The 20743-nt window shown below is 37.1% G+C and carries 16 protein-coding genes; 5 read left to right on the top strand and 11 right to left on the bottom strand.

Annotated elements, in window-relative coordinates; all coding sequences use genetic code 11:
- A complete protein-coding gene (locus ORI89_RS06975; protein ID WP_268229726.1) occupies positions 1-1263 on the top strand; it encodes a hypothetical protein in 1263 nt (420 codons plus the stop codon).
- Between the two features lie 121 nt (positions 1264-1384).
- Positions 1385-2614, top strand: coding sequence for a benzoate/H(+) symporter BenE family transporter (locus tag ORI89_RS06980; RefSeq protein WP_268229727.1), 1230 nt, complete (start codon positions 1385-1387; stop codon positions 2612-2614).
- A 74-nt stretch (positions 2615-2688) separates the two neighbouring features.
- On the opposite strand, the gene ORI89_RS06985 is transcribed toward ORI89_RS06980, so the two are convergent.
- The 3 genes from ORI89_RS06985 to ORI89_RS06995 form a co-directional block, all read right to left on the bottom strand.
- Positions 2689-3924, bottom strand: a complete 1236-nt coding sequence (locus ORI89_RS06985) for a PQQ-binding-like beta-propeller repeat protein (RefSeq protein ID WP_268229728.1) — start codon at positions 3922-3924, stop codon at positions 2689-2691.
- Between the two features lie 206 nt (positions 3925-4130).
- Positions 4131-5843: an urease subunit alpha gene (gene ureC / locus ORI89_RS06990; RefSeq protein WP_268229729.1), complete on the bottom strand. Its 1713-nt coding sequence runs from the start codon at positions 5841-5843 to the stop codon at positions 4131-4133.
- Positions 5844-5846: 3 nt separating this feature from the next.
- Positions 5847-6479: an urease subunit beta gene (locus ORI89_RS06995; RefSeq protein WP_268229730.1), complete on the bottom strand. Its 633-nt coding sequence runs from the start codon at positions 6477-6479 to the stop codon at positions 5847-5849.
- Between the two features lie 145 nt (positions 6480-6624).
- Between ORI89_RS06995 and ORI89_RS07000 the strand changes: the two genes are divergently transcribed.
- Both ORI89_RS07000 and ORI89_RS07005 read left to right on the top strand, forming a co-directional pair.
- Positions 6625-7530 carry a helix-turn-helix domain-containing protein gene (locus tag ORI89_RS07000; RefSeq protein ID WP_268229731.1) on the top strand — a complete coding sequence of 302 codons (906 nt, stop codon included), beginning with the start codon at positions 6625-6627 and terminating at the stop codon, positions 7528-7530.
- A gap of 112 nt (positions 7531-7642) precedes the next feature.
- Positions 7643-10090, top strand: coding sequence for a TonB-dependent receptor (locus ORI89_RS07005; protein WP_268229732.1), 2448 nt, complete (start codon positions 7643-7645; stop codon positions 10088-10090).
- A 208-nt stretch (positions 10091-10298) separates the two neighbouring features.
- Here ORI89_RS07005 and ORI89_RS07010 read toward each other — a convergent pair whose 3' ends face one another.
- The 4 genes from ORI89_RS07010 to ORI89_RS07025 all read right to left on the bottom strand — a co-directional run bounded on the left by ORI89_RS07010 (position 10299) and on the right by ORI89_RS07025 (position 14554).
- Positions 10299-10517 (bottom strand): hypothetical protein, encoded by a 219-nt coding sequence (locus ORI89_RS07010; protein ID WP_268229733.1) that lies wholly within the window; start codon positions 10515-10517, stop codon positions 10299-10301.
- 53 nt (positions 10518-10570) lie between these two features.
- Positions 10571-11800, bottom strand: coding sequence for a BamA/TamA family outer membrane protein (locus ORI89_RS07015; protein ID WP_268229734.1), 1230 nt, complete (start codon positions 11798-11800; stop codon positions 10571-10573).
- Positions 11801-12033: 233 nt separating this feature from the next.
- The gene (locus tag ORI89_RS07020; RefSeq protein ID WP_268229735.1) at positions 12034-13479 is read right to left on the bottom strand and encodes an FAD-dependent oxidoreductase; all 1446 of its coding nucleotides are present in this window, start codon (positions 13477-13479) and stop codon (positions 12034-12036) included.
- A 292-nt stretch (positions 13480-13771) separates the two neighbouring features.
- Complete coding sequence (locus ORI89_RS07025) at positions 13772-14554, bottom strand: hypothetical protein (RefSeq protein ID WP_268229736.1); 783 nt, start codon at positions 14552-14554, stop codon at positions 13772-13774.
- Positions 14555-14782: 228 nt separating this feature from the next.
- Here ORI89_RS07025 and ORI89_RS07030 point away from each other — a divergent pair, with 228 nt between their 5' ends.
- Complete coding sequence (locus ORI89_RS07030) at positions 14783-15265, top strand: GNAT family N-acetyltransferase (protein ID WP_268229737.1); 483 nt, start codon at positions 14783-14785, stop codon at positions 15263-15265.
- A 113-nt stretch (positions 15266-15378) separates the two neighbouring features.
- On the opposite strand, the gene ORI89_RS07035 is transcribed toward ORI89_RS07030, so the two are convergent.
- The 4 genes from ORI89_RS07035 to ORI89_RS07050 all read right to left on the bottom strand — a co-directional run bounded on the left by ORI89_RS07035 (position 15379) and on the right by ORI89_RS07050 (position 20740).
- Positions 15379-16020: a CatB-related O-acetyltransferase gene (locus ORI89_RS07035; RefSeq protein WP_268229738.1), complete on the bottom strand. Its 642-nt coding sequence runs from the start codon at positions 16018-16020 to the stop codon at positions 15379-15381.
- A gap of 91 nt (positions 16021-16111) precedes the next feature.
- Entirely contained in the window at positions 16112-18064 is a 1953-nt protein-coding gene (asnB, locus tag ORI89_RS07040) for an asparagine synthase (glutamine-hydrolyzing) (RefSeq protein ID WP_268229739.1), read from the bottom strand.
- A 14-nt stretch (positions 18065-18078) separates the two neighbouring features.
- A complete protein-coding gene (locus ORI89_RS07045) occupies positions 18079-19167 on the bottom strand; it encodes an aspartate/ornithine carbamoyltransferase family protein (RefSeq protein ID WP_268229740.1) in 1089 nt (362 codons plus the stop codon).
- 145 nt (positions 19168-19312) lie between these two features.
- A complete protein-coding gene (locus ORI89_RS07050) occupies positions 19313-20740 on the bottom strand; it encodes a sodium:solute symporter family protein (protein ID WP_268229741.1) in 1428 nt (475 codons plus the stop codon).
- Positions 20741-20743: the final 3 nt, after the last annotated feature.

Genomic DNA, 20743 nt, shown 5'->3' on the forward strand with positions numbered 1-20743 from the left:
ATGAAAAGAGTTGCCCTTATAATAGCTACCCTCGTCCTACTCATCGTAGGCTCTATAAGCACGGTATATATCGTTAGAAAAAGTAAAATCAAAGAGCAATATGTGAGTAGCACGAGTACGAGTGTTTTATCTTTTGCAGTAGACGACCTATTACTGGACAATATATCTAGTGTATTTCCCTGGAATAATAAACAGCCAAAAACAAAGGAAAGCAATTCTTGGATAAAAAGACTTGTATTCGATGCCGGAATTTCGATTCCGGCTCGGATACATTTATTTACGATACCTTCACAGAAAGCGGAGTTTTATGGTATATTGAAGTTGAAAAACTATGACGACTGCTTCTCTTTTTTTGCAAATTTTTACCCGGAGGCCATTGACTTTTTAGATAAAGAAAAAGGAATAGTGAGCGTAGTTATCAATAAAAATATCAAGCTCTTATTTGATTATGATAATATCGTCTATAAAATAACAACATCAGGTAATGCTGATTTTAAAGACCTGCGAGCCTTGTTGCTGGAAAAAGATAAGTGGGTACAAATAGGCTCATTTAAGGGCTTTGAGGATGCATTATCAAAAAAACATATCGCCTATAATGAAAAAAACGGTGCTTTAAAGCTAGAAGCAACTATAAAAAAAACACAAACTGAAATAGATGGAAAATGGCTGCTAAACAAGGACTTAAAAACTAATTTTAAAATAAGAGATATAGATACAACTCAGCAAATCTTGACGTTCTGGAATGTATTGCCTGCCGAGGAAATACCACTTCTCACAACTTTTATCAATAGCTACACCACGTTAAAACCTGGACAGCTGGAAGATGATTATTTTGACTTGCAGATTAGTAGTCAATATAGCTTGCAAAAAGACACATCAATAGCCTATACATACGACGATGATTTCAATATGATGGAAGAAATTCAGATCAACGAAGTAAATGTACCAACAATTACACAGGCTTGGAAATATAACAAAATTTTAGAAGCTTCATTACCCGATGCTCTGTTTTATAAATTTCAAAAAAAACAAGTTGGTCAATACCTTATAAGCTCAACAGCGGAGATTCTTCCAACACGCGCAGAACCGCAGCAAACGTTATATCCCCTATATTTTTTTGTAAACTTTGAAGACTGGCCGGAAAGCTGGAGTATATCGATATTAAAAAGGCTAAAGGAGAAGAAAGTAAAAGCTACGCTTAATGCTACCCAAGAAGATATAAAAACATTGACACTAAAAGGGAAAGTGACTTACTCACAGTAGCGAGTATAAGCATGTCCGGTCATTGACACCTCCATCTGGACTACTAAGAATAAAAAATCTGTCACCCTAAAACACACCAGTCAACTTGTACTTTTGCAGTAGATTTTAAAGAAGTAGCAAGATGACAACAACAAATAAAAACAAACTTAGAGCCAGTGATTTCCCAAGCCTCATTATTGCTGGTTTTGTTTCGGTAATCGTAAATTATGGAGGCACTTTTATTCTCATATTTCAAGCGGCTAAAGTTGCAGGATTAGATGCGGCTCTTACCTCATCGTGGGTTTGGGCAGTATCCCTCGGAACAGGATTAACAGGCCTATGGTTAAGTATTCGTTATAAAACGCCAATTATTACAGCTTGGTCGACGCCTGGAGCTGCTTTTCTCATTACAGCACTTGCAACTGTGCCCTATTCAGAGGCTATAGGAGCATACATACTATCAGGAACTGCTTTCTTTATTCTAGGGCTATCAGGGATGTTTGACCGCGTGATTAAACTTATTCCCCAAGGGATAGCAGCAGGACTGCTAGCTGGAATTCTGTTCCCCTTTGGCATCAACGCCTTTAAAGAGATAGCAGTTGACCCTGTACTCGTATGTCTGCTGTTTGCTTGTTTTATCATAATTAAAAGATTTACATCTCGCTATGCTATTTTAGGTGTCTTGCTGGTTGGGCTATCCTATCTGTTGCTGACCGATAATATTACATTCAATTCTTTAGAGTGGAGCTTTTCTCAGCCAATTTTTACAGCACCTAATTTCTCAATGAATGCAGTACTGAGCGTAGCACTACCACTTTTTATTGTCACACTAACTGGTCAGTATATGCCAGGTATGCTCGTACTGAAGAACGATGGTTATACGGTAAGCGCTAATCCGATATTAGCTGTTACGGGATTAGGGTCTATGGTATTTGCAATATTTGGTTCATCGCCTTTTAATGTGGCAGCTATTACAGCGGCAATTGCCACCGGAAAGGATACACATGAAAACCCTACGAAAAGATATATAGCAGGGATTACCTGTGGGGTACTATATTCTCTTGTGGGAATCTTTGGAGTAACATTTGTAGCTCTTTTCATGGCTTTTCCGTCGTCTTTTATCGCAATGCTCGCCGGCCTAGCATTATTGGGAACTATTGCCGGAAGTATAACAAATGCAATGGCTGATGTAAAAACGAGGGAAGCCGCCCTGATTACGTTTCTAGTTTCTGCAGCTAATATCACCCTTTTCGGTATCGGAGGTGCATTTTGGGGATTAATAGCAGGCCTGTTGGCTCATTTTATTATCAATAGGCGCTTCACTTGGCGGAAGAAACAAAAAAGCCTTGTATCCAATATAACGAATAAATAGTGGATAAAAAAAATGAACTTCCCCTATCCCGATTGGAAAAGGTAATCCGATTAGGGTAGGGATATAACAATCACTTATTCTAACGCATAGATATACCCATCTGTCGAAGCAAAATAAATCGACTTTTGATCGAGCCAAACGGTAGAAAAAATACTCCCCATATCGTAGTAACCAAGAAAAGCTTGCATAAAATCATCGTTGTAAAGACTCAGTAATTCATCACGTAATAAACCATCGGTATTGAAAAAATTTATTCTATTTTTCTTACTAGCGTCTGTTTGGAAGATTGAAGTAACAACTCCTGTAGAAATATTGAGGTGGTATAGGACTCCATCTATAGCACCAAAGTATGCCGAACTATCACTCAAAGAAGCGCTACTAAAAACATTCAATGGCACCCAAGGACTGTGCTCTATATTTCCGTAAGTTTTGCCCATCACTAAAATAGAAAAAGAATCAGACATAGTTGCGATCAAACGATTACGAGCAATGCTTGGAATACTTACCCAACTTCCCTGCTGATGATATACCCAATGCCCGGAACCATCTTTTATTTTTAAGGCATATAAATTAAAATCCCGCGCACCGAAATAGACACTACTATCTGCTATTGTCGCATTAAACTGCACCTCACCTTTTCGAAAATAATGCTCTCCCAAGGTATTAAATTTCCAACGAAGATCTCCATTTTCCTCAAGACAATAAAAATAACCATCAAAGCTGCCTACCAATATTGCATCTTCAGATAATGCTGGAGAAGCATGGACTATACCTCCAGTTTTGTAGCGCCAACGTAAAGAACCGTCCTGACTATTTAAAGCATAAATATGATGATCGCCCGAACCGAAGTACACAGTCTCATTTCTTACAGTAGGCGAAGATTGAAAATAATCCCACATGTCATAAAGTTGCTCTCCACCTGTCTTAAATTGCCATTTTAATATTCCTTCTTTGGCATTTAATGCATAAAAGACACCATCGCCGGATAAGAAGTAAACAATGCCCCCATCAATAGCAACTGAAGAGCGCACTTCGCCACCTGTTTTATACCTCCACAATATGTTTCCATTATTCTTATCTAGTGCATAAAGATTGCTATCGCAGGAACCTATATATAAAATGCCATCTGAAACAATAGGAGAAGAAAAAATCTTCCCTCCTGTTTCTGTTTTCCATTTAACCTGGACACTATCGGCACTAAAGCTTGATTCGGCACTATTCTGTCTATCTGCTGTACGTGCAAATTGTTGCGCCTGAACGGTAAAGCAAAATATACAGACATAAAGAATAAGAAGAGTATATATACGCATAAAAACCTGTTGTAAATAATTGATTAACACAAACCTAAGGAAATATATTATTATTCCAAAAGGTACTAATTTGATGCTTCGCAGATGACTTATAAACGCACGTAATAACATGGAGAGTAACAAAAAAATAACGCTGAATGCAAATAAGCTTTCAGCGTTATTAAAAAAAGAAGCTTTGATATTTTTAAAGACCTATTAGCTGGAGATTAAATAAAATATAATTGTGTCAATGGCAAAGATGAAGAAGGGCTCACAGAAACCTCATTCCCATCAATCTTGATATCATAGGTAATATGATCCATAACAATCTTTGGTGTACAGTCATTATGAATCAAATTTTGTTTCTTAATAGTTCGTGTGTTTTTAACTGCTTTCAACATTTTAGTTATCCCAAACTCTTGCAAGTCACCTTTATCAATAGCTTGTTGCGCAACAAATAATGCAGATGTCGCTCCTACTACTTTACCATAAGATCCCCACATAGGGCGATACATATAGGGCTGCGGTGTGGAAATCGAGGCATTAGGATCACCCATACCTGCATAGGCAATAAAGCCACCTTTCATAACCATTTCGGGTTTTATACCAAAAGCGGCAGGACGATAGAAAACTAAATCGGCCATTTTACCTATTTCTATAGACCCGGTATATTCTGAAATACCGTGCGTAATAGCCGGATTGATCGTGTATTTAGAGACATATCTTTTTACTCGGAAATTATCGTTGCCATTGGGCTGGTCCTCAAAAAGAAATCCACGATCTTTCTTCATTTTATCTGCTATCTGCCAGGTCCGGGTTACGACTTCTCCGATTCTTCCCATCGCTTGTCCATCGGAACTCATCATCGATATCGCCCCCATATCATGTAAATAACCTTCAGCAGCAATAGTCTGCTCCCTGATTCTAGATTCTGCAAAAGCAATATCTTCTGGAATATTCTTATCTAGATGATGGCATATCATCATCATATCGAGGTGTTCATCTATAGTATTGATTGTAAACGGATTGGTAGGTGTGGTAGAAGATGGTAAAATATTTTCATGCTCAACCACCTTTAATAAATCGGGAGCATGCCCTCCCCCCGCGCCTTCTGTGTGGTAAGTATGTATAGAGCGTCCATTAAAAGATGCTAATGAATCTTCAACAAAGCCTGCCTCGTTTAATGTATCTGTATGAATACATACCTGAATATCGGCATCATCGGCTACTTCCATACATTTATTCAGTACATAGGGCGTACTGCCCCAATCTTCATGAATCTTCATCCCTCCGGCACCAGCGGTAATGATTTCATTCAAAGCTTCTGCACTAGAACTGTTCCCCTTTGCCAGAAAAATAAAGTTAACAGGAATTTTATCCGTTGCTAATGCCATTTTCTGTAAATTCCACACGCCAGATGTACAGTTAGTTGCTAATGTTCCTGCCGTTGGCCCCGTTCCGCCACCAACAACAGTAGTTGTACCGGATTGTAAAGCAACATCAAATTGTTGCGGACATATATAATGTACGTGAGTATCAATAGTTCCTGCCGTTACAATAAGGTTTTCACCGGCTATATATTCGGTACCTACACCAACAACCATGTTAGGTGTAACACCATCCATCACCAAAGGATTTCCTGCCTTTCCAATTCCAACAATAATCCCATCCTTAATACCAATGTCCGCTTTTACGATGCCCCAATGATCAACAATCATTATATTAGAAATAACGATATCCAGCACTTCCTCCTTGGTCGCTAAAGGGTGTTGCCCCATCCCGTCTCGTACTACTTTTCCCCCTCCAAAAAGCAACTCATCACCGTATGTTGTAAAATCTTTCTCAATTTCGATCCAGAGATCAGTATCTGCTAGTCTGATTTTGTCTCCTGTTGTTGGGCCGAAATAGCTTGCATATTCTTTGCGCGATATCTTTTTCATCTTCTAATCTTTTTGAATTTTACCATTTACTTTTCCTGCAAAACCATGAATTTCTTTCTCTCCTCCAAATTCCACCAGATCTACACACAACTCTTCTCCTGGCATAAAACGGATAGATAAACCCGAGGCAATATCTAAATGATAACCTTTGGTTTTCTCCCTATCAAAAGAAAGAGCTGGATTAGTCTCGTAAAAATGATAATGTGAACCTACTTGCACAGGACGATCGGCAATATTAACCACCGTTACCTGAATGCGTTTGCGGTGTGGGGAAAGAATAATGTCATCTTCTGCAAAAGTATACTGCCCGGGTATCACGACAGATGATTTATATTGTAAAATTGGTCGATGAATAGATACTAGTTTTGTCCCGTCAGGGAACATGGCCTCTACCTGTAAATCTTCCAATAACTCTGCAACACCGTCCATCACATCTTCGGACGTCAATAACTTTGAACATTCTACAATCAAAGTATTCACTCTTTTCCCTTCCCGCGCACCTTCAATTACATAACCTGACAGATAGGCTACGGCCTCAGGATAACTTAACTTAAGCCCTTTTTCTTTTCTGCTATTCGCAATGGAAGCCGCGAAAAGCAAAAACATTTTTTCCTTTTCTTGCTGTGTTAAATACATAAATTATTTATTATAAACTAGGCGCTAAAATAGGCTGTATGTCGAGCAAAACCATACCTAAAACAGGCAATAGCTGTCCCTTTTCAGGACTTTATTCTGTCAATATTATTCTGTATTTTAGCTACTGATTTTTTTCGTTTACACTGTGGAAAACATATATAGAATATTATCAAGTCAGGAATTTAAAAAAGCCTATTTACCATTTCTTGATACTACAATATCAGGTAACTCCAACTCTTTACAACTGTACACAATAGAACAATATTTAAGAGGCATATTAACAGCGCAGCACCCTTACCGAACCTCATTTAATTTTATCATATTCGTAACAAACGGAGTTGTTGAGCAACAAATAAATAAAACAACTTATAAAATATCTCAGCAAGAAAGCGTTCATATACGCCAAGGAGCATGGACAGTAACACAATATGTATCAAACGATGCGGAAGGTTTCGTTATTGTTTATGAGTCAGATGTGCTGACACAGTATTTTTTAATGGAAGGTAGACAAGACGAGTTTAAATACACACCGTATTACAGCTTAAGTCTATTTGATTATCAAGCAATTATTGCAAGTGTTATTTTGCTCAACGGAGAGCTGTTGCATAGTGAAAACAGGCCGAATATTTACATGCCTATTTTCTACTCTATTTTATCAAGGCTAAATAGCTACAACAAAGAAAAGCAGCATAATATAAGGGATTTTGAAATTGTATACTTATTCAAACAACTCATAAACGAACATCATATTGAGCATAGAACCGTGGGTTTTTATGCCCAAAATTTGTGCATATCGGAAAACTATTTAAACCGTTGTGTAAAAAAAGTAACAGGAAAGTCGGCCAAATACTGGATCGGGGAAATTAATATTCAATATAGCCTTGTATTACTGCGAGATTTGACAAAAGATATTGCACAGATTGCTTATGAGCTCAATTACCCAACACCTACTTATTTTTCAAAAGTATTTAAAAAAACTATTGGCCTATCCCCGGTACAATATAGAAACAGTTTACAAATTATAAACTTAGCAGAAAACACGAACGAGTAAACCCAATGATGGGTTATACTTTTTCAGCTTATTTTAATATGTAGAAAAGAAATTTGCTCTAAAAAAAACAGTATGTTCGCATATTCCATAGTTTAGATTATTACTTATATCGATGATGACCAACCCCAAACGTCTTATTTTTTTGCTACTATTACTAGTATCGATTACTGTTCCTTTATATGCTCAAAAGACAGGCCAACTTATAGGTAAAGTAGAGGATGTAAGAACAAACGAGCCTCTTCAAGGCGTAAGTATTAAAATAGAGGGTCTTGATTTATCAACAATTACGGATGAAGCCGGAGTGTTTAAGTTGCGTATACCTGTAGGGAAACATACGATGACAGCTTCTTTTGTAGGCTACCAAACACTTACGCAATACAACTTAGAAATAAGCTCAGGCAACGATCTAATTGCACGCTATACTTTAAACCCGCAAACAGCGATGCTGGAAGATATAACAATCGACCTGACAAAAAGCACTTCAGCTATTGCTACTGATATGGTAACACCGCTATCTGTACAACAATTAACAACACAGGAAATCAAATCAAACCCGGGAGGAAATTTTGACGTTTCAAAAGTTGTACAAACACTACCTGGAGTTGGGTTAAGTAACGGCGTTGGAGACCGAAACGACATTATCATTAGAGGTGGGGCTCCAAATGAAAACGTATATTACTTGGACGGGATCGAAATACCTGTTTTAAATCATTTTCAAACGCAGGGAAGTTCGGGGGGAGCCCAAGGTATTTTAAATATCTCATTTATAGAAAGTTTAAAATTAACAACATCAGCATTTGACCCCAAATATAGCAATGCCCTTTCTTCCACCTTTGTCATCAATCAAAGAAACGGGAACCCCGACCGGTTATCGGGTAATATAAGGTCAAGTATGACCGAAACAGCCTTAACTTTAGAAGGGCCACTTTCTTCTAAAACAACCTTTTTAAGCTCTGCAAGAAAATCATATTTAGGCTTACTTTTCAAAATGGTAGACCTACCAATACGCCCGGATTTTTATGATTTTCAATATAAAGTAAATCATAAATTGAACGATAAAACAACAATAACAGCGATTGGTATAGGTGCTATTGATAAGTTTAGTTTTGCGCCGACAAAAGAATCTACGCCTGAAGATATCTATATATTGCGCTCTACCCCATACATGAGTCAGTGGACTTATACAATGGGACTTACTTTAAATAAAAGGATTGATAATGGCTTTATGAACTTCACTTTAAGCCGAAATATGTTTAATACGACGCTTGATAAGTTTAAAGATGAAAATAAAATAGAAGAAAATAGAACATTGTTAATTAAATCAGATGAAGTAGAAAACAAATTCCGATTTGATTACACAAAATTTATTCAAGGTTGGAGACTGTCTGCCGGAGTTGATGCACAATATGTACATTATTTTGGTGATGTACTAAATAGTATATCCAGCGAAATTAAAGATGCTAGCGGGGCAGTGATACTACCAGAGGAAAAAGTACAATTCAATAGTAAAGTAAATTTTTGGAAATATGGGCTATTCGCCCATGCATCAAAACGGCTTCTTCAGGAAAAGCTTCTCTTATCAGGAGGATTACGGACAGATATGAATAACCTGACGGACTCCGGAAATGATGCTTTAAAAACTATATCGCCTCGTTTATCAGCAGCATATAGCTTAACACAACGATGGAATATCAACGCATCTGTAGGGACGTACTTCAAAATACCAGTGTATACAGCACTGGGTTACAAGGATAAAGATGGTGATTTCATTAATAAAGACATGGATTACACCCGTTCTAGTCATTATGTGCTAGGCACAGAGTTTTTACCTAATCGATCTTTACGTTTAACACTCGAAAGTTTCTATAAAAAATATGACAATTATCCGGTTTCAGAGAGCACAGGTGTCTCATTAGCAAATCAAGGGACACAGTACGGCTCTATAGGTAGTGAACGGATATTAACAAAAGGAAAAGGAGAAACATATGGCGTGGAATTATTCGTGCAGCAAAAAATGACGAAAAATATCTTTTATGTACTAAGTTACTCGTATGTAGTCAGTAAATTTTCAGGAATTGACGATATTTTAACAGCATCATCATGGGATAATAGGCACCTATTTTCTGCAACTATGGGCTATAAGTTAAAGAACGATTGGGATATTGGGTTAAAATATCGCTTTGCTGGCGGAAACCCATATACGCCCTTTGATATGTCAGCTTCGCAGCAAAACTATATGTTATTGGGACAGGGAATTATGGATGCTACGCAGTTAAATCAAAACAGGTTGTCGAATTACAATCAACTAGATTTCAGAATAGATAAAAAATATAACTTCAAAAAAACAGCCTTGGGAGTGTACCTAGATATTCAAAATCTATTGGTGCAAAAAAACGAGAGTAATCCTAATTTTACTTTTAAAAGAAATGAACAAAACACAGATTTTGTCACAACCGATGGCCTGCCTGTCGCCATGGACGGAAACAACGCTATACCAGTAATCTTATATAACAAAAAAGGGCACCCTTTACCGTCGCTAGGTGTGATATTTGAATTTTAAAATCCATGAGATAGCACCTCTTAATAGCTTACTTTGTTTATATCACAATGAATAAACTAGCAGACCATTATAAAAGTATTCTTTAAAAAACGCAAATACATAAGTATTTGCGATAGAGATAGTAAAATTTTCATGACTCATTAAAAATCGATTTCATGAATAAAGTTTACTTTAATACAGTAAACCATGTTATTTAATAATCAATTTCTTAATTGGCTAAAAAGAATTTAATAGCCTTTTGTGGGTAATCAGCCGCACTCTTGCCGCTATTATTTCCTATAATCTTTTTTATACTGATTTTATCTCCTAACTTAAATTGTGCTTCAGTTAATTGGTAATCTAAAAGATAAGGTCCACAAAAATAGTTTCCTTTTTCATCACGTTCTATTATTCCCTGATATAGCCCTTGCTTTGTTTCTCTTGCCATATTATTGTATTTATAAGCGCAAAGATACAAAGACTAAATTCATTTTCATGGCACTAAAAAACTTCACCTAATGATAATCTTAAACCACGATGTCCCTTACTTACACCATAGTCAATGGCTATATTAGTACCTGAGTTTTTATTAAATTTTATCCGGGCACCAGCCCCTGCTGCTAAACTCCATGAACCGAACAAGTCTGATTTAGGACCACTTACACTTGTTGCATTCGTAAAGATGACAAAACCAAGTAGTCCATTTCGGGTAATATCACGACGATACTCCCCTTCTAAATAGTAGAGCGATTTACCTCGATATCTACTAAGTGGTAAGCCTCGTCCAGAACTATTATAAGGATCCCAACTTAAGTTTGGCAAATCGAGATAAGGTGTTTTGGAATTGAACACAGTCCAAAAAAAATTTCGAAAAGCAAGCATATTTTGACGATCAGGATTATCCGTTAACCTATAGTATTTCCTTACTTCTAAATATAGGGATTGCCAACTTTCAGTGCTCCCTAAGAATGTGGGGTTAAACCGAAATTGCAAGTTCGCATAGTTTCCGTCCAATGTATTAATCGAGTTGGCACGCGTATCAAATATTAAGTTTAAACTGAGCCCTGATGAAATACTCGCCCCCTCTTCTGACGTTCCGTAAGGATAGCCCGTAAAGTCTGCTAAGGACGACTCACTTGTACTTTTAATATTTACACGATAGTCCAAATCATAGCCTATTCCCATAAAGAAACCGCCACGAATCCGCTTCAATGCATGTTGATAAAACCTAAAATAGGTGTAGTCGAGATTTATTTTATCACTGGGACCGTATTGTTTACCAAGTCCCCATATTTCATGCGGATATTTAAGCAGTCTAATATCCCCATCAATAACCCACTTATTCTCTTTTAACCAGACATACGAGCGAATAGGAAAACCAAAGCGTTTTGCAAAATTGGTATATGGAGTAAAAGTAACACGAGATAAATAGGTGTTCTTACGATCACCGAGGTAAAAGCCTGCTGTAGTTGAGGTAATCAAAGCAGTCCCTCCGCCGGGAACACTTGTAGAAAAGGGTAAAAAAGAAAAATAAAACTTCTGTCCTGTGCTATCTTGATCTCCGGGTGGCTTAATTTTTAAAAGCTCCCGACCTATGTCTATCAGATCTCGTTGCTTACTGGTATCTGTACGAAAATCAGTTATTTCAATTTCATTCACAGGTCTCTGTCCAAAACAAACACCTATAAAGCTTAAGCAGATAAAAAAAAACAAAAAAATATTTTTCGTCATTTAAAAAGCGTTTTTCGCTACATGGGGTAATATAATAATTTCGAAATTACCTTATTCAAAAAACATGCTTTTTTTTATGCTTGGTAAGATTAAATCGACAAAACTTCATACGATAACGACTATACTAACTGAATTTCAAACGAATCAGTACTTCACAGATACTTAAAAAATATTCTATATTAATTTAATTATCGCATTTAGATTTATAGATTGACTTAAAAATTGCACAAAATTCACTTTGTCTTCAATGACTGGCCGCGCGGTCGATCACATTTTTCTAAGGCGACTTCCGAGTGTAGAAATCGAGCTGCGTCAGCAGAACCTTGTACCTTAGAAGCACTGCGCTTGATCATTTCAGATTCAAATTCTGTTAGTACTAGATCTCTAATGCCTACTGTCTTCCACTCATCGGTTTGACAACCACTAAAAATTGCACGCGCTAGGGCTAAAGCATCTAAGAGCGCTTGATTAGCTCCTTGTCCTTTGAAGGGACTCATGGGGTGTGCCGCATCTCCTATTAAGGTGACTGCTTGATCTTCATTAAACAATTCATCAGCTAATAGATCACGATCATAAACAGGATATCCGGATATCTGTTCCTCCGTAGTCGCAGCTATAATTTGGGGAATAGGAAGATGCCATGGGGTGCGCTTAACAGCCTCTTCCTTAAGCGCTACAGCCCCCCCTGCACTCAATTGCTTAGCTGCTTCTTCTGTCATAGGAAAACTTAGTTGCCACATGATTTCATGTGCCGTATAAGGCATCATAAAAATACGTTCATGACCGTTAGCTGTTTGAAAAACAGTGGCAGAATCGAGCAAGGTACTCTGTAAATCAGCAACAGCTAGTAGAGGACATATCCCCAGTATAACAATACAACCTAAATAACGTAATGGTTTAATAGTCTCACCTAACACTAATTGACGAACCGAACTTCGAATTCCATCAGCGCCAACTACTAAATCAGCTCTCGTTTTTTTCACCTCGCCATCTACTAGAAAACTCAATTCGACACCGCCATTATCCTCTATAATATCAACTAGTCTGTGTCCCCAAAAAATAGCACCTTCTCCACCAATTTCTTTTAAAAGAGCAGAGCGTAAAGACTGTCTAGCAATATGTACATTTGAACGCTTAGTATAATCTTTTGTACTTTCCCCTCCTCTGCATGCTCCCCCCCATTGTCCAACCACTTTTCCTTCCGGAGTATGAACAATATGTCGGGTAGAAATTACGCCCATATCAGCAATAGTTACACCAAGGCCCTCAATGGCTTTACTTGCCTGTTGCAAAGTAAGCCCGTAGCCCTGAGCACGAGAAGAAAAATGGAGGTCACGTTCGTAGAGGGAAAAGGGAATACCGCGATGTAAACAAGCTGCAGCTAATGCTGTACCACCAATACCTCCTCCTACTATAGCTACATGTGGATACTTATTATAATCTGCAGAAACGGGTCCCGAAGATAGTATCAAGCCAGTTCCATGACAATCTTGACAAACGTACAGCTGTCCTTTAGGACGAGTCGGTGGGTCTGATACCTCTCCTACTTTTACATACTGTTCATATGCACTCTGATAAGATTGACGCACTTTCTTACGTAGTCTCCTGCTTTTTTTACCACGCCCTAAACATCGGGGGCATATCATCCGATTTGTTTCTTTAAATTCTTTTTTACTCACTGTACTTCTTGTTTTCGTTAGTATATATGAGAAAGAAAATGTCGTAAAACAACCACCCCAGAATAATAGTATAGCCGTGAATAAGACAACCTTTGCTTCTATATAGCGATATAAGCATTCGCTTTTTATTACTCTATTGGTACAAGCGAAGCTGCAAATTTAAAAACAAAAGATATGCAATAAGAAAAATAAAATGTTTTATTTGAATGATAAATCGTTCATAATTCCAAAAATGAGAAGTACGAGAAGTCAAAAAAAAGTATGAATAGCAGTGTTTTTATTTTTTTAATAGTCAGAAATTCAATGTTTTTTTGAGCAGTATATTAAAAGTGTTTTTTTGTTCACGCATAGATATGGAATTGCTGTTCCTACTACGGAATTGATTTATTTCTATTTGTCCACCCCGTAAGGTGTCTAACATGATACTAGAACTTTGAGTTAAGAAAGCTAAACCTTGTCTACTATCAAAAGTTTGTAAATCATGCATAGCCTGCAAATTACCATTTTCGACAGCCTTATGATACCAGTACTCAGATTGCTTTGTTTTTCTTATCGACCTATAAAGCAATCCTAAGTGGCGCATAGCCCAAGTATTTCCTTTATGCGCCAACGTCTGCCATAATGAAACAGCCAAATAATAATCTTTTGTGTCGTATGCTTTTTTAGCTTCAAAAAAACCGGGGGCATGCCGTTCCTCTATTTTCATTGCTCGAAACTTCTTCTTAATAGTATAAATCAGATTACGGTCCCCTGTCGAAACATGATCAATTTGCAAGATATCTATCTGCTTAATGTATTTATTTGTTTCTTCATACAGGCTTTGCACATGAACAGACTCGAAGTTATTCATATCGCTCAGTGCATATAAACACTGTATTTTAAGATATGATGTAAAAAGAGTCCATTGTCCTAGTATTTTCTCGGCTTCATTAGCATAGATTAATGCCTGTGAATAGTTTTTATATTGAAAAGCCTTTTCAGCATCTCTAAATACCGACCGCACTTTCATATGATTGTGTACATAAAAGGAAACACACAGACCAAATAAAACAATTGGGAGTATTATCTTTCTCATGGTAGTTTTAGTTTTGGACATATTAAGTTATTTCCGTTATTTTAAATTCAGCAACACAGAGTTTTTTAGAAAAACCTAATAGGTAAATAAACATATTGTAAATGTACATCAGATAAGCTATGCGAATCAATACCTAACAATAGGTATTTTTTGTACATTACCTAGGGCTATATTAATTAAACAAGAAACGTTAATTAAATATAAATAACATTCACTATTCTATAAAATATGATATTTAGAAATCCAGTTCTAGACGATTTACAAACAATAAATAGCATAGAAAATCTTTGCTTTCCAGTTGACGAAGCCGCCTCTTTAGATGCCTTCCACGAACGGTTAAAGTTTTTTTCAAAACACTTCTGGCTACTTGAAATTGAAGGAGAAATTGTTGGATATATTAATGGAATGGTTTCTAATCAAAAAACCATTGAAGACGAAATGTTTCAGAAAGCAGACCTACATGATGAAAATGGTATATGGCAAAGTGTATTTGGGTTGGCAGTTAAGCAGGAATATAGAAAAAAAGGCTATGCGGCCAAGCTACTTGAATATATGATTGCTCAGGCTAAAGAACAACACAGGAGAGGTGTAATACTAACTTGTAAAGAACACCTCCTAATGTATTATAAAAAGTTTGGCTTTATAGACTTAGGTATTTCTTCATCCATGCATGGAGGTGCTGTTTGGCATGATATGGTGCTAGAGCTTTAATATAAACTAGGGAAAGCTGGGCTATAGAGAATAAAATAGGGCTCGAAAATTCGAACCCTATTTTACTTTTATTATACCTCATTCACAGACAAAACAATAGTATTGCCCTATTATTACTCATTATATACTTTAATAGCTTGTTTTAATTGCTCAATATTATTAGACGCTAAAAAAGGAAGCAATGCATTGAACTTATCCTCATTCCACTCGTATATCTTTAGATCTAAGAGTGAGGCTATTATTTCTTCATTGAATCGATACTTTACAAATCGTGCAGGATTACCTGCAACAATAGTATATGGTGCAACATCTTTCGTGACTACTGCACCCGATGCCACAATCGCCCCCTCACCGATTCGTATTCCTGGCATAATCATAGCCCTCATACCGATCCACGCGCCATCTTCAATAATAGTGTCACCGCTCTTCTGATACGACTCTGCAATATATTCTGCATAAGGATATAAACTAAACCAATCAACACGGTGCGTATTATTGCCTCCCATTAGTATAACAACTTCCGCCGCAATACAAACGTAAGAACCAATATAAAGTTGATCTATCTCCCATTGAGGTTGCCAATTATCCAAACTATATTGGTCGCCATACAGGTAACGCACAACACTATCTTCAAAAGAATCTGTCCAGGCATTACTATAATAGCTACTTGTTCCTTTAATATGAATATTTGGGTTTTTCACGGTTTCATGTAAATACTCAACAATAGACCAATGCTTTACTTTATCTTTAATCATTAACTATATGTTATTCATCAATAAATCTTTTGATTTAATATGAAATCAAATCTACAAATAAAGATTCAAGGAGAATGATATAACATATAATTTAAGCAATGAAATGATGCCAAAGTATATGAAGCCCTAAAATATGATTGATTAGCGCATCTTTTCTGGTTAAAGAAACCGGATCAGTATCAACTTTATAGTTGTTCATAAATTGTTGTAACCGATCATAGTCAAATATTTTCGCTTCTCGTACCGTCTCTTCAGACATGTATTTTCTCAATAACGATTGTAACCCTTGCATCTTCCTTGGATCAGTGTGACCGGGAGGAGCCATAAAAGCAAATTTTTCTCTTTTATATAAAGTTTCAGGTATGATATGTTTCATTGCCTCTCTTAATACCCATTTTTCAGTATTTCCATTTATCCGTAAATGTGGCGGGATATGAACCGCCATTTCTGCCACAAAATGATCAAGGAAAGGGGGCCGTGACTCCATAGCATTTGCCATGTCTACGCGGTCTCCACCCCAATTTAAAATTTGACACTCTAGCATTGTTTTACACCAGGTATATTGCGCTTTATCTAAAACATGTCTACCCGTCAATTGTGTACTATCAAACGAAGCAGCAATCTGTTGGATGGGGTCATAATCTGCCAGTTCATTTATTAAGTTATCATGAAGTAAGGGGCGGGCTATATCCAATGTTTTCATCCAAGGCTGTAACCATGAAGGTGTAAACCCACATACATCTTCCATTGCAGGATGGGAAAGGATTTCATCGGATAAGATTGCGCCTGTAAACAGCTTATTAGATTCATTCATTAACTTTTGAAATGATAAAGACTCTTCGGCACTAACCCCTGTGCCTAAGCCATATCGTAACATATCTCGTTTAAAACTAGGATATCCACCAAACAATTCGTCCGATCCTTCACCAGTAAGCGCTATTTTACAACCAGCCTCGCGTACCCTTCTACTCATCAGCTTTTTTGCAACGCCTAAGGTGTTATAAAATGTACGCTCGGCATGCCATAATGTTTTCGCATAATTATCGCCGTACAAATCATCGGCTGTCAAAATGAGTTGCGTATGCTTGGCATGCACAGTAGCTGCCATTTCACGGGCTATAGCAGATTCGTCATACGAATCGTCATCGAAACTAATTGTAAAAGCACTTAGACTTTTCTGACTTAAAGAGGAAGCCATACCCAATATAGCGCAGCTATCAATTCCTCCTGATAAATAAGCAGCCACATCCTGATCTGCTTCCATGCGGACCGCGACAGCATCTAGTAATTGTTCTCTTGTATTATCTATATGATGTTGGGCGGATAAGCTTAAATCCCGGTCTTCTTGTTTTGGAAACTCTAAATCCCAATATTTCTTTTCACTTATCTGAAGAGTATTCTCATTGGCATCTATAATGAGCATATACCCAGGTTTTACGGCATGAATATCCTGAAAAGCACTACTGCCACTTGACATAGTATGCATCAATTGATGCAACAACCCCTTACCTTCAAACTGAGGGGTAATTTGTGGGTGAGCCAGTAATGCTTTTATTTCTGAGCCCCAATAAATTGTACCATTCGTTATATGATAAAATAAAGGTTTCACTCCAAAACGATCACGTGCTAAGATTAATCGTTTACGTTGACTATCAAATAAACTTATAGCAAACTCTCCACGTAGGTGTTCTACAAATTGAAGTCCGTATTTTTGATACAAAGGGACAACGAGCTCGTTATCGTTCTTGGATACCAATTCATAACCTTCAAAAAGTAGTTTGGTGCGCTGCTTTTTAGCATCGTAAAACCTTCCATTTGCAGTTGAGATAATTCCTTGTTTATCAACAAAAATAGGACTGACGCTCTCAGGGTCACCATTAATATGTAAATATTGATGTCCTATTGCAATTCCTTGCTCTTCATTAATATATTGATAACTTCCATCATCTCCCCTATGCTTTAAACTGTAAAGCATAAGTTCCAAATTCTTCTTCGTATTTCTCGATAAACCTTCTGGTTTAAAATATCCTGTTATTCCACTCATTAATAATGTGTGTATTATATAGTTTGTAATTCGTATTCTATTTTTGTTTCTTTTCGATCTTGATAAGGAATTCTATCAAAACAATCCAGTATGGCTATAAATAATGCCTGACGTACAAAAACAGCTCCATGCGCCTGTGTGAAATACAAGTTATGATCTGTTTCATCCAAAGTTGAGTCTAGCTCATCTAAGCGTGCTAATGGGTGTAATACAACTGCATCTTTCTTCAGTTCACTCTCTGTATTTAATTTAAAGCTTGAGTCTAAAGAACGGTATGAATCACCCAAAAAAGCAATTGAGTTCATATAAACAACATCTAAATCACTTAGCACATTGTTAATATTATCAGTGATTTCGAATACAATTCCGGACTGTTCCAATAGATCCGACAACTCTTCACCGAGCGGGTTTGCAAGCTCTGAAACAACTGTTATTTTTCTAATGTTTTGCTTAAACAGTAGCGACATTCTTAAAAAAGAGTTCACCGTTCGCATACTCCCTGGGCTTCCCAAAATACCTAAATGTATCTGTTCCTCCTCTGGTAACTGTGCACTTTGCATTTGTGGTTTCCATTTCAATATGGCAAACCAATCAGCTAATGCCTGCGTCGGATGTTCTCCCGATCCATTTCCTGCATTGATAAGGGGCACCCTTAAGTTTTTGGAGATTTCAGCCAATGCCTCAGTTTCGGTATGCCTAATAACAACGGCATCACCATAAGCATTAAACATTTCACCAATGTCTGATAATGACTCTCCTTTTGCAACTCCTGTATTGCGCGCACCTTCTGGAATACTTATAACCCTTCCGTCGAGGCGCAATACAGCACTCTCAAATGAAAGTCTCGTGCGTGTACTGGGTTCGAAAAATGCCGTAATTACAATTTGTCCTTTTAGAATATCATATGTTCTGATTTTACGACATTCGAGCAATGCTGCAAACTTGCAAAGTTCACAAACTAACTCTTTGTCAAACTGATGAACAGCAGTAATAGATTTTCCTACAAGCTTTTTTAATAAAGAAAAGTTAATTGTTCCGTTTCCTAGTAAATCTGTTGGGTCAGGGTTTAGACCGCTAGACAACATTGGGTTGGTAGAGTTCATGATATTAGTTTTTTGTTATTACCAAATCTGTTTTTTTCTGTAATCATTAATTAGTAATACAATAAGTATTAAGACACTAAAAGCAATAATTATAAGTGATAGTATGATTAAGATTTTAATAAAATTCTCTGAAAACATCATTTTTTTAAGTTGTAGGTTCATCAAGTTTTTCCCAATCAAAATTTGATGGAAATAGATATGTACACAATAACACAGTAAGCATAGACACCGTAGCCCCTACTAAAGATGAAGTATACCAACCGAGATAAAAATAGCTAACCAAGCCACACAATGACCCCAAAAGCATACCCCATAACGCACCTTTACCATTTGCTTTCTTCCAAAATAGCCCTGTCGCAATGGGCCATATCGTACTACCAACCATCGGACCTGCAAAAAATAAAATACTGGCTAAAGTACCGATCCGAGGTAAGCATAATAAAAGGGCAACAATGCCAACCAAAACGATAATATAAGCAGCAAACTTTTTAAGCTCCTGATCTGTTGCATGAGGTTTAAATATTTTCCTGTAAATATCTTGGGTAATTAAATCAGAAATGGCGGCTAAAACAGCATCAATACTAGAAGCTAATGAGCAAAAGAGAACAATAAAAACAATAACAGCCCCCGTTGGACCAAGAACATTAGCTGCAACTAATGGTCCAACCATATCTGGTCGAACGATATTAATACCCAATGAATCACTAGCTAATGCAATAAACCCTGCTGCAATAGGTATAGGAAGCCATGCCAGGCCAGCTAAAGTATATGCTTTCTTACCAACCTCTTTACGGAGAGCAAAAGTACGACTCCACCAAACATTACTATGAAAAACTTCCCCCAGACTGAATAATAAATTATTAAATATTGACATCAGTGCAGCTGGAAATAGCAAATTAAGTAACATCGGACGGTTGTTTTCCAAGTCACTGTATATCGTATCAAAATTAAATACATGATATATACCGAACCCTACGATCACAATACCGATCATAATAAGTACAGACTGTATAAAATCGGTTCCAATTACAGCATACAAGCCTCCAAAGAGTGTATAACCCACACAAACAGTAATGATAACTGTTGTCCCTAATGCATAGGGTATACCAGCAATAGCATTCATTAATATACCGCCTGCCATGCCCATGCTGATTAACCAAATTAAACTATAAAAAATACTGATGAAAAGAAAGACAATCCAAGCAGGTTTACCGTAGCGTAGCCGAATAAAATCGCCACTAGTATAACCTTTCGGCATTAGCGTACGGATACGCTTAGCTAACGGAGCAAAAAGAAGAAGGCCTATAGCTGCAGTGGAATAAGCTAACATACCCCAAACTCCCATTTCTAATACAAATTGCGGAGCTAACATAGTTGTATTAGAAGTGACCCATGTTGCCATAACAGTCGCTGTTCCTAATGCCATTCCGACATTACGGCCGGCAAGCATATGTCCCTCCAAGTTTTTAGCTTTACGTCCCCAATAGAGCCCTAAGCCTAACCAAAGAATACTTAAGACCGCCAAAATAAGCCACCCGATACTCGGAGAGATGATATAAGAATTGTTTGTCATTAT

It is taken from the genome of Sphingobacterium sp. UT-1RO-CII-1 (assembly GCF_026711005.1).
Lineage (GTDB): Bacteria > Bacteroidota > Bacteroidia > Sphingobacteriales > Sphingobacteriaceae > Sphingobacterium.

Coding starts and splice junctions, on each gene's coding strand:
- ORI89_RS06975 (WP_268229726.1), top strand. CDS start 1: ATGAAAAGAGTTGCCCTTATAATAGCTACCCTCGTCCTACTCATCGTA.
- ORI89_RS06980 (WP_268229727.1), top strand. CDS start 1,385: ATGACAACAACAAATAAAAACAAACTTAGAGCCAGTGATTTCCCAAGC.
- ORI89_RS06985 (WP_268229728.1), bottom strand. CDS start 3,924: ATGCGTATATATACTCTTCTTATTCTTTATGTCTGTATATTTTGCTTT.
- ureC (WP_268229729.1), bottom strand. CDS start 5,843: ATGAAAAAGATATCGCGCAAAGAATATGCAAGCTATTTCGGCCCAACA.
- ORI89_RS06995 (WP_268229730.1), bottom strand. CDS start 6,479: ATGTATTTAACACAGCAAGAAAAGGAAAAAATGTTTTTGCTTTTCGCG.
- ORI89_RS07005 (WP_268229732.1), top strand. CDS start 7,643: ATGATGACCAACCCCAAACGTCTTATTTTTTTGCTACTATTACTAGTA.
- ORI89_RS07010 (WP_268229733.1), bottom strand. CDS start 10,517: ATGGCAAGAGAAACAAAGCAAGGGCTATATCAGGGAATAATAGAACGT.
- ORI89_RS07015 (WP_268229734.1), bottom strand. CDS start 11,800: ATGACGAAAAATATTTTTTTGTTTTTTTTTATCTGCTTAAGCTTTATA.
- ORI89_RS07025 (WP_268229736.1), bottom strand. CDS start 14,554: ATGAGAAAGATAATACTCCCAATTGTTTTATTTGGTCTGTGTGTTTCC.
- ORI89_RS07030 (WP_268229737.1), top strand. CDS start 14,783: ATGATATTTAGAAATCCAGTTCTAGACGATTTACAAACAATAAATAGC.
- ORI89_RS07035 (WP_268229738.1), bottom strand. CDS start 16,020: ATGATTAAAGATAAAGTAAAGCATTGGTCTATTGTTGAGTATTTACAT.
- asnB (WP_268229739.1), bottom strand. CDS start 18,064: ATGAGTGGAATAACAGGATATTTTAAACCAGAAGGTTTATCGAGAAAT.
- ORI89_RS07045 (WP_268229740.1), bottom strand. CDS start 19,167: ATGAACTCTACCAACCCAATGTTGTCTAGCGGTCTAAACCCTGACCCA.
- ORI89_RS07050 (WP_268229741.1), bottom strand. CDS start 20,740: ATGACAAACAATTCTTATATCATCTCTCCGAGTATCGGGTGGCTTATT.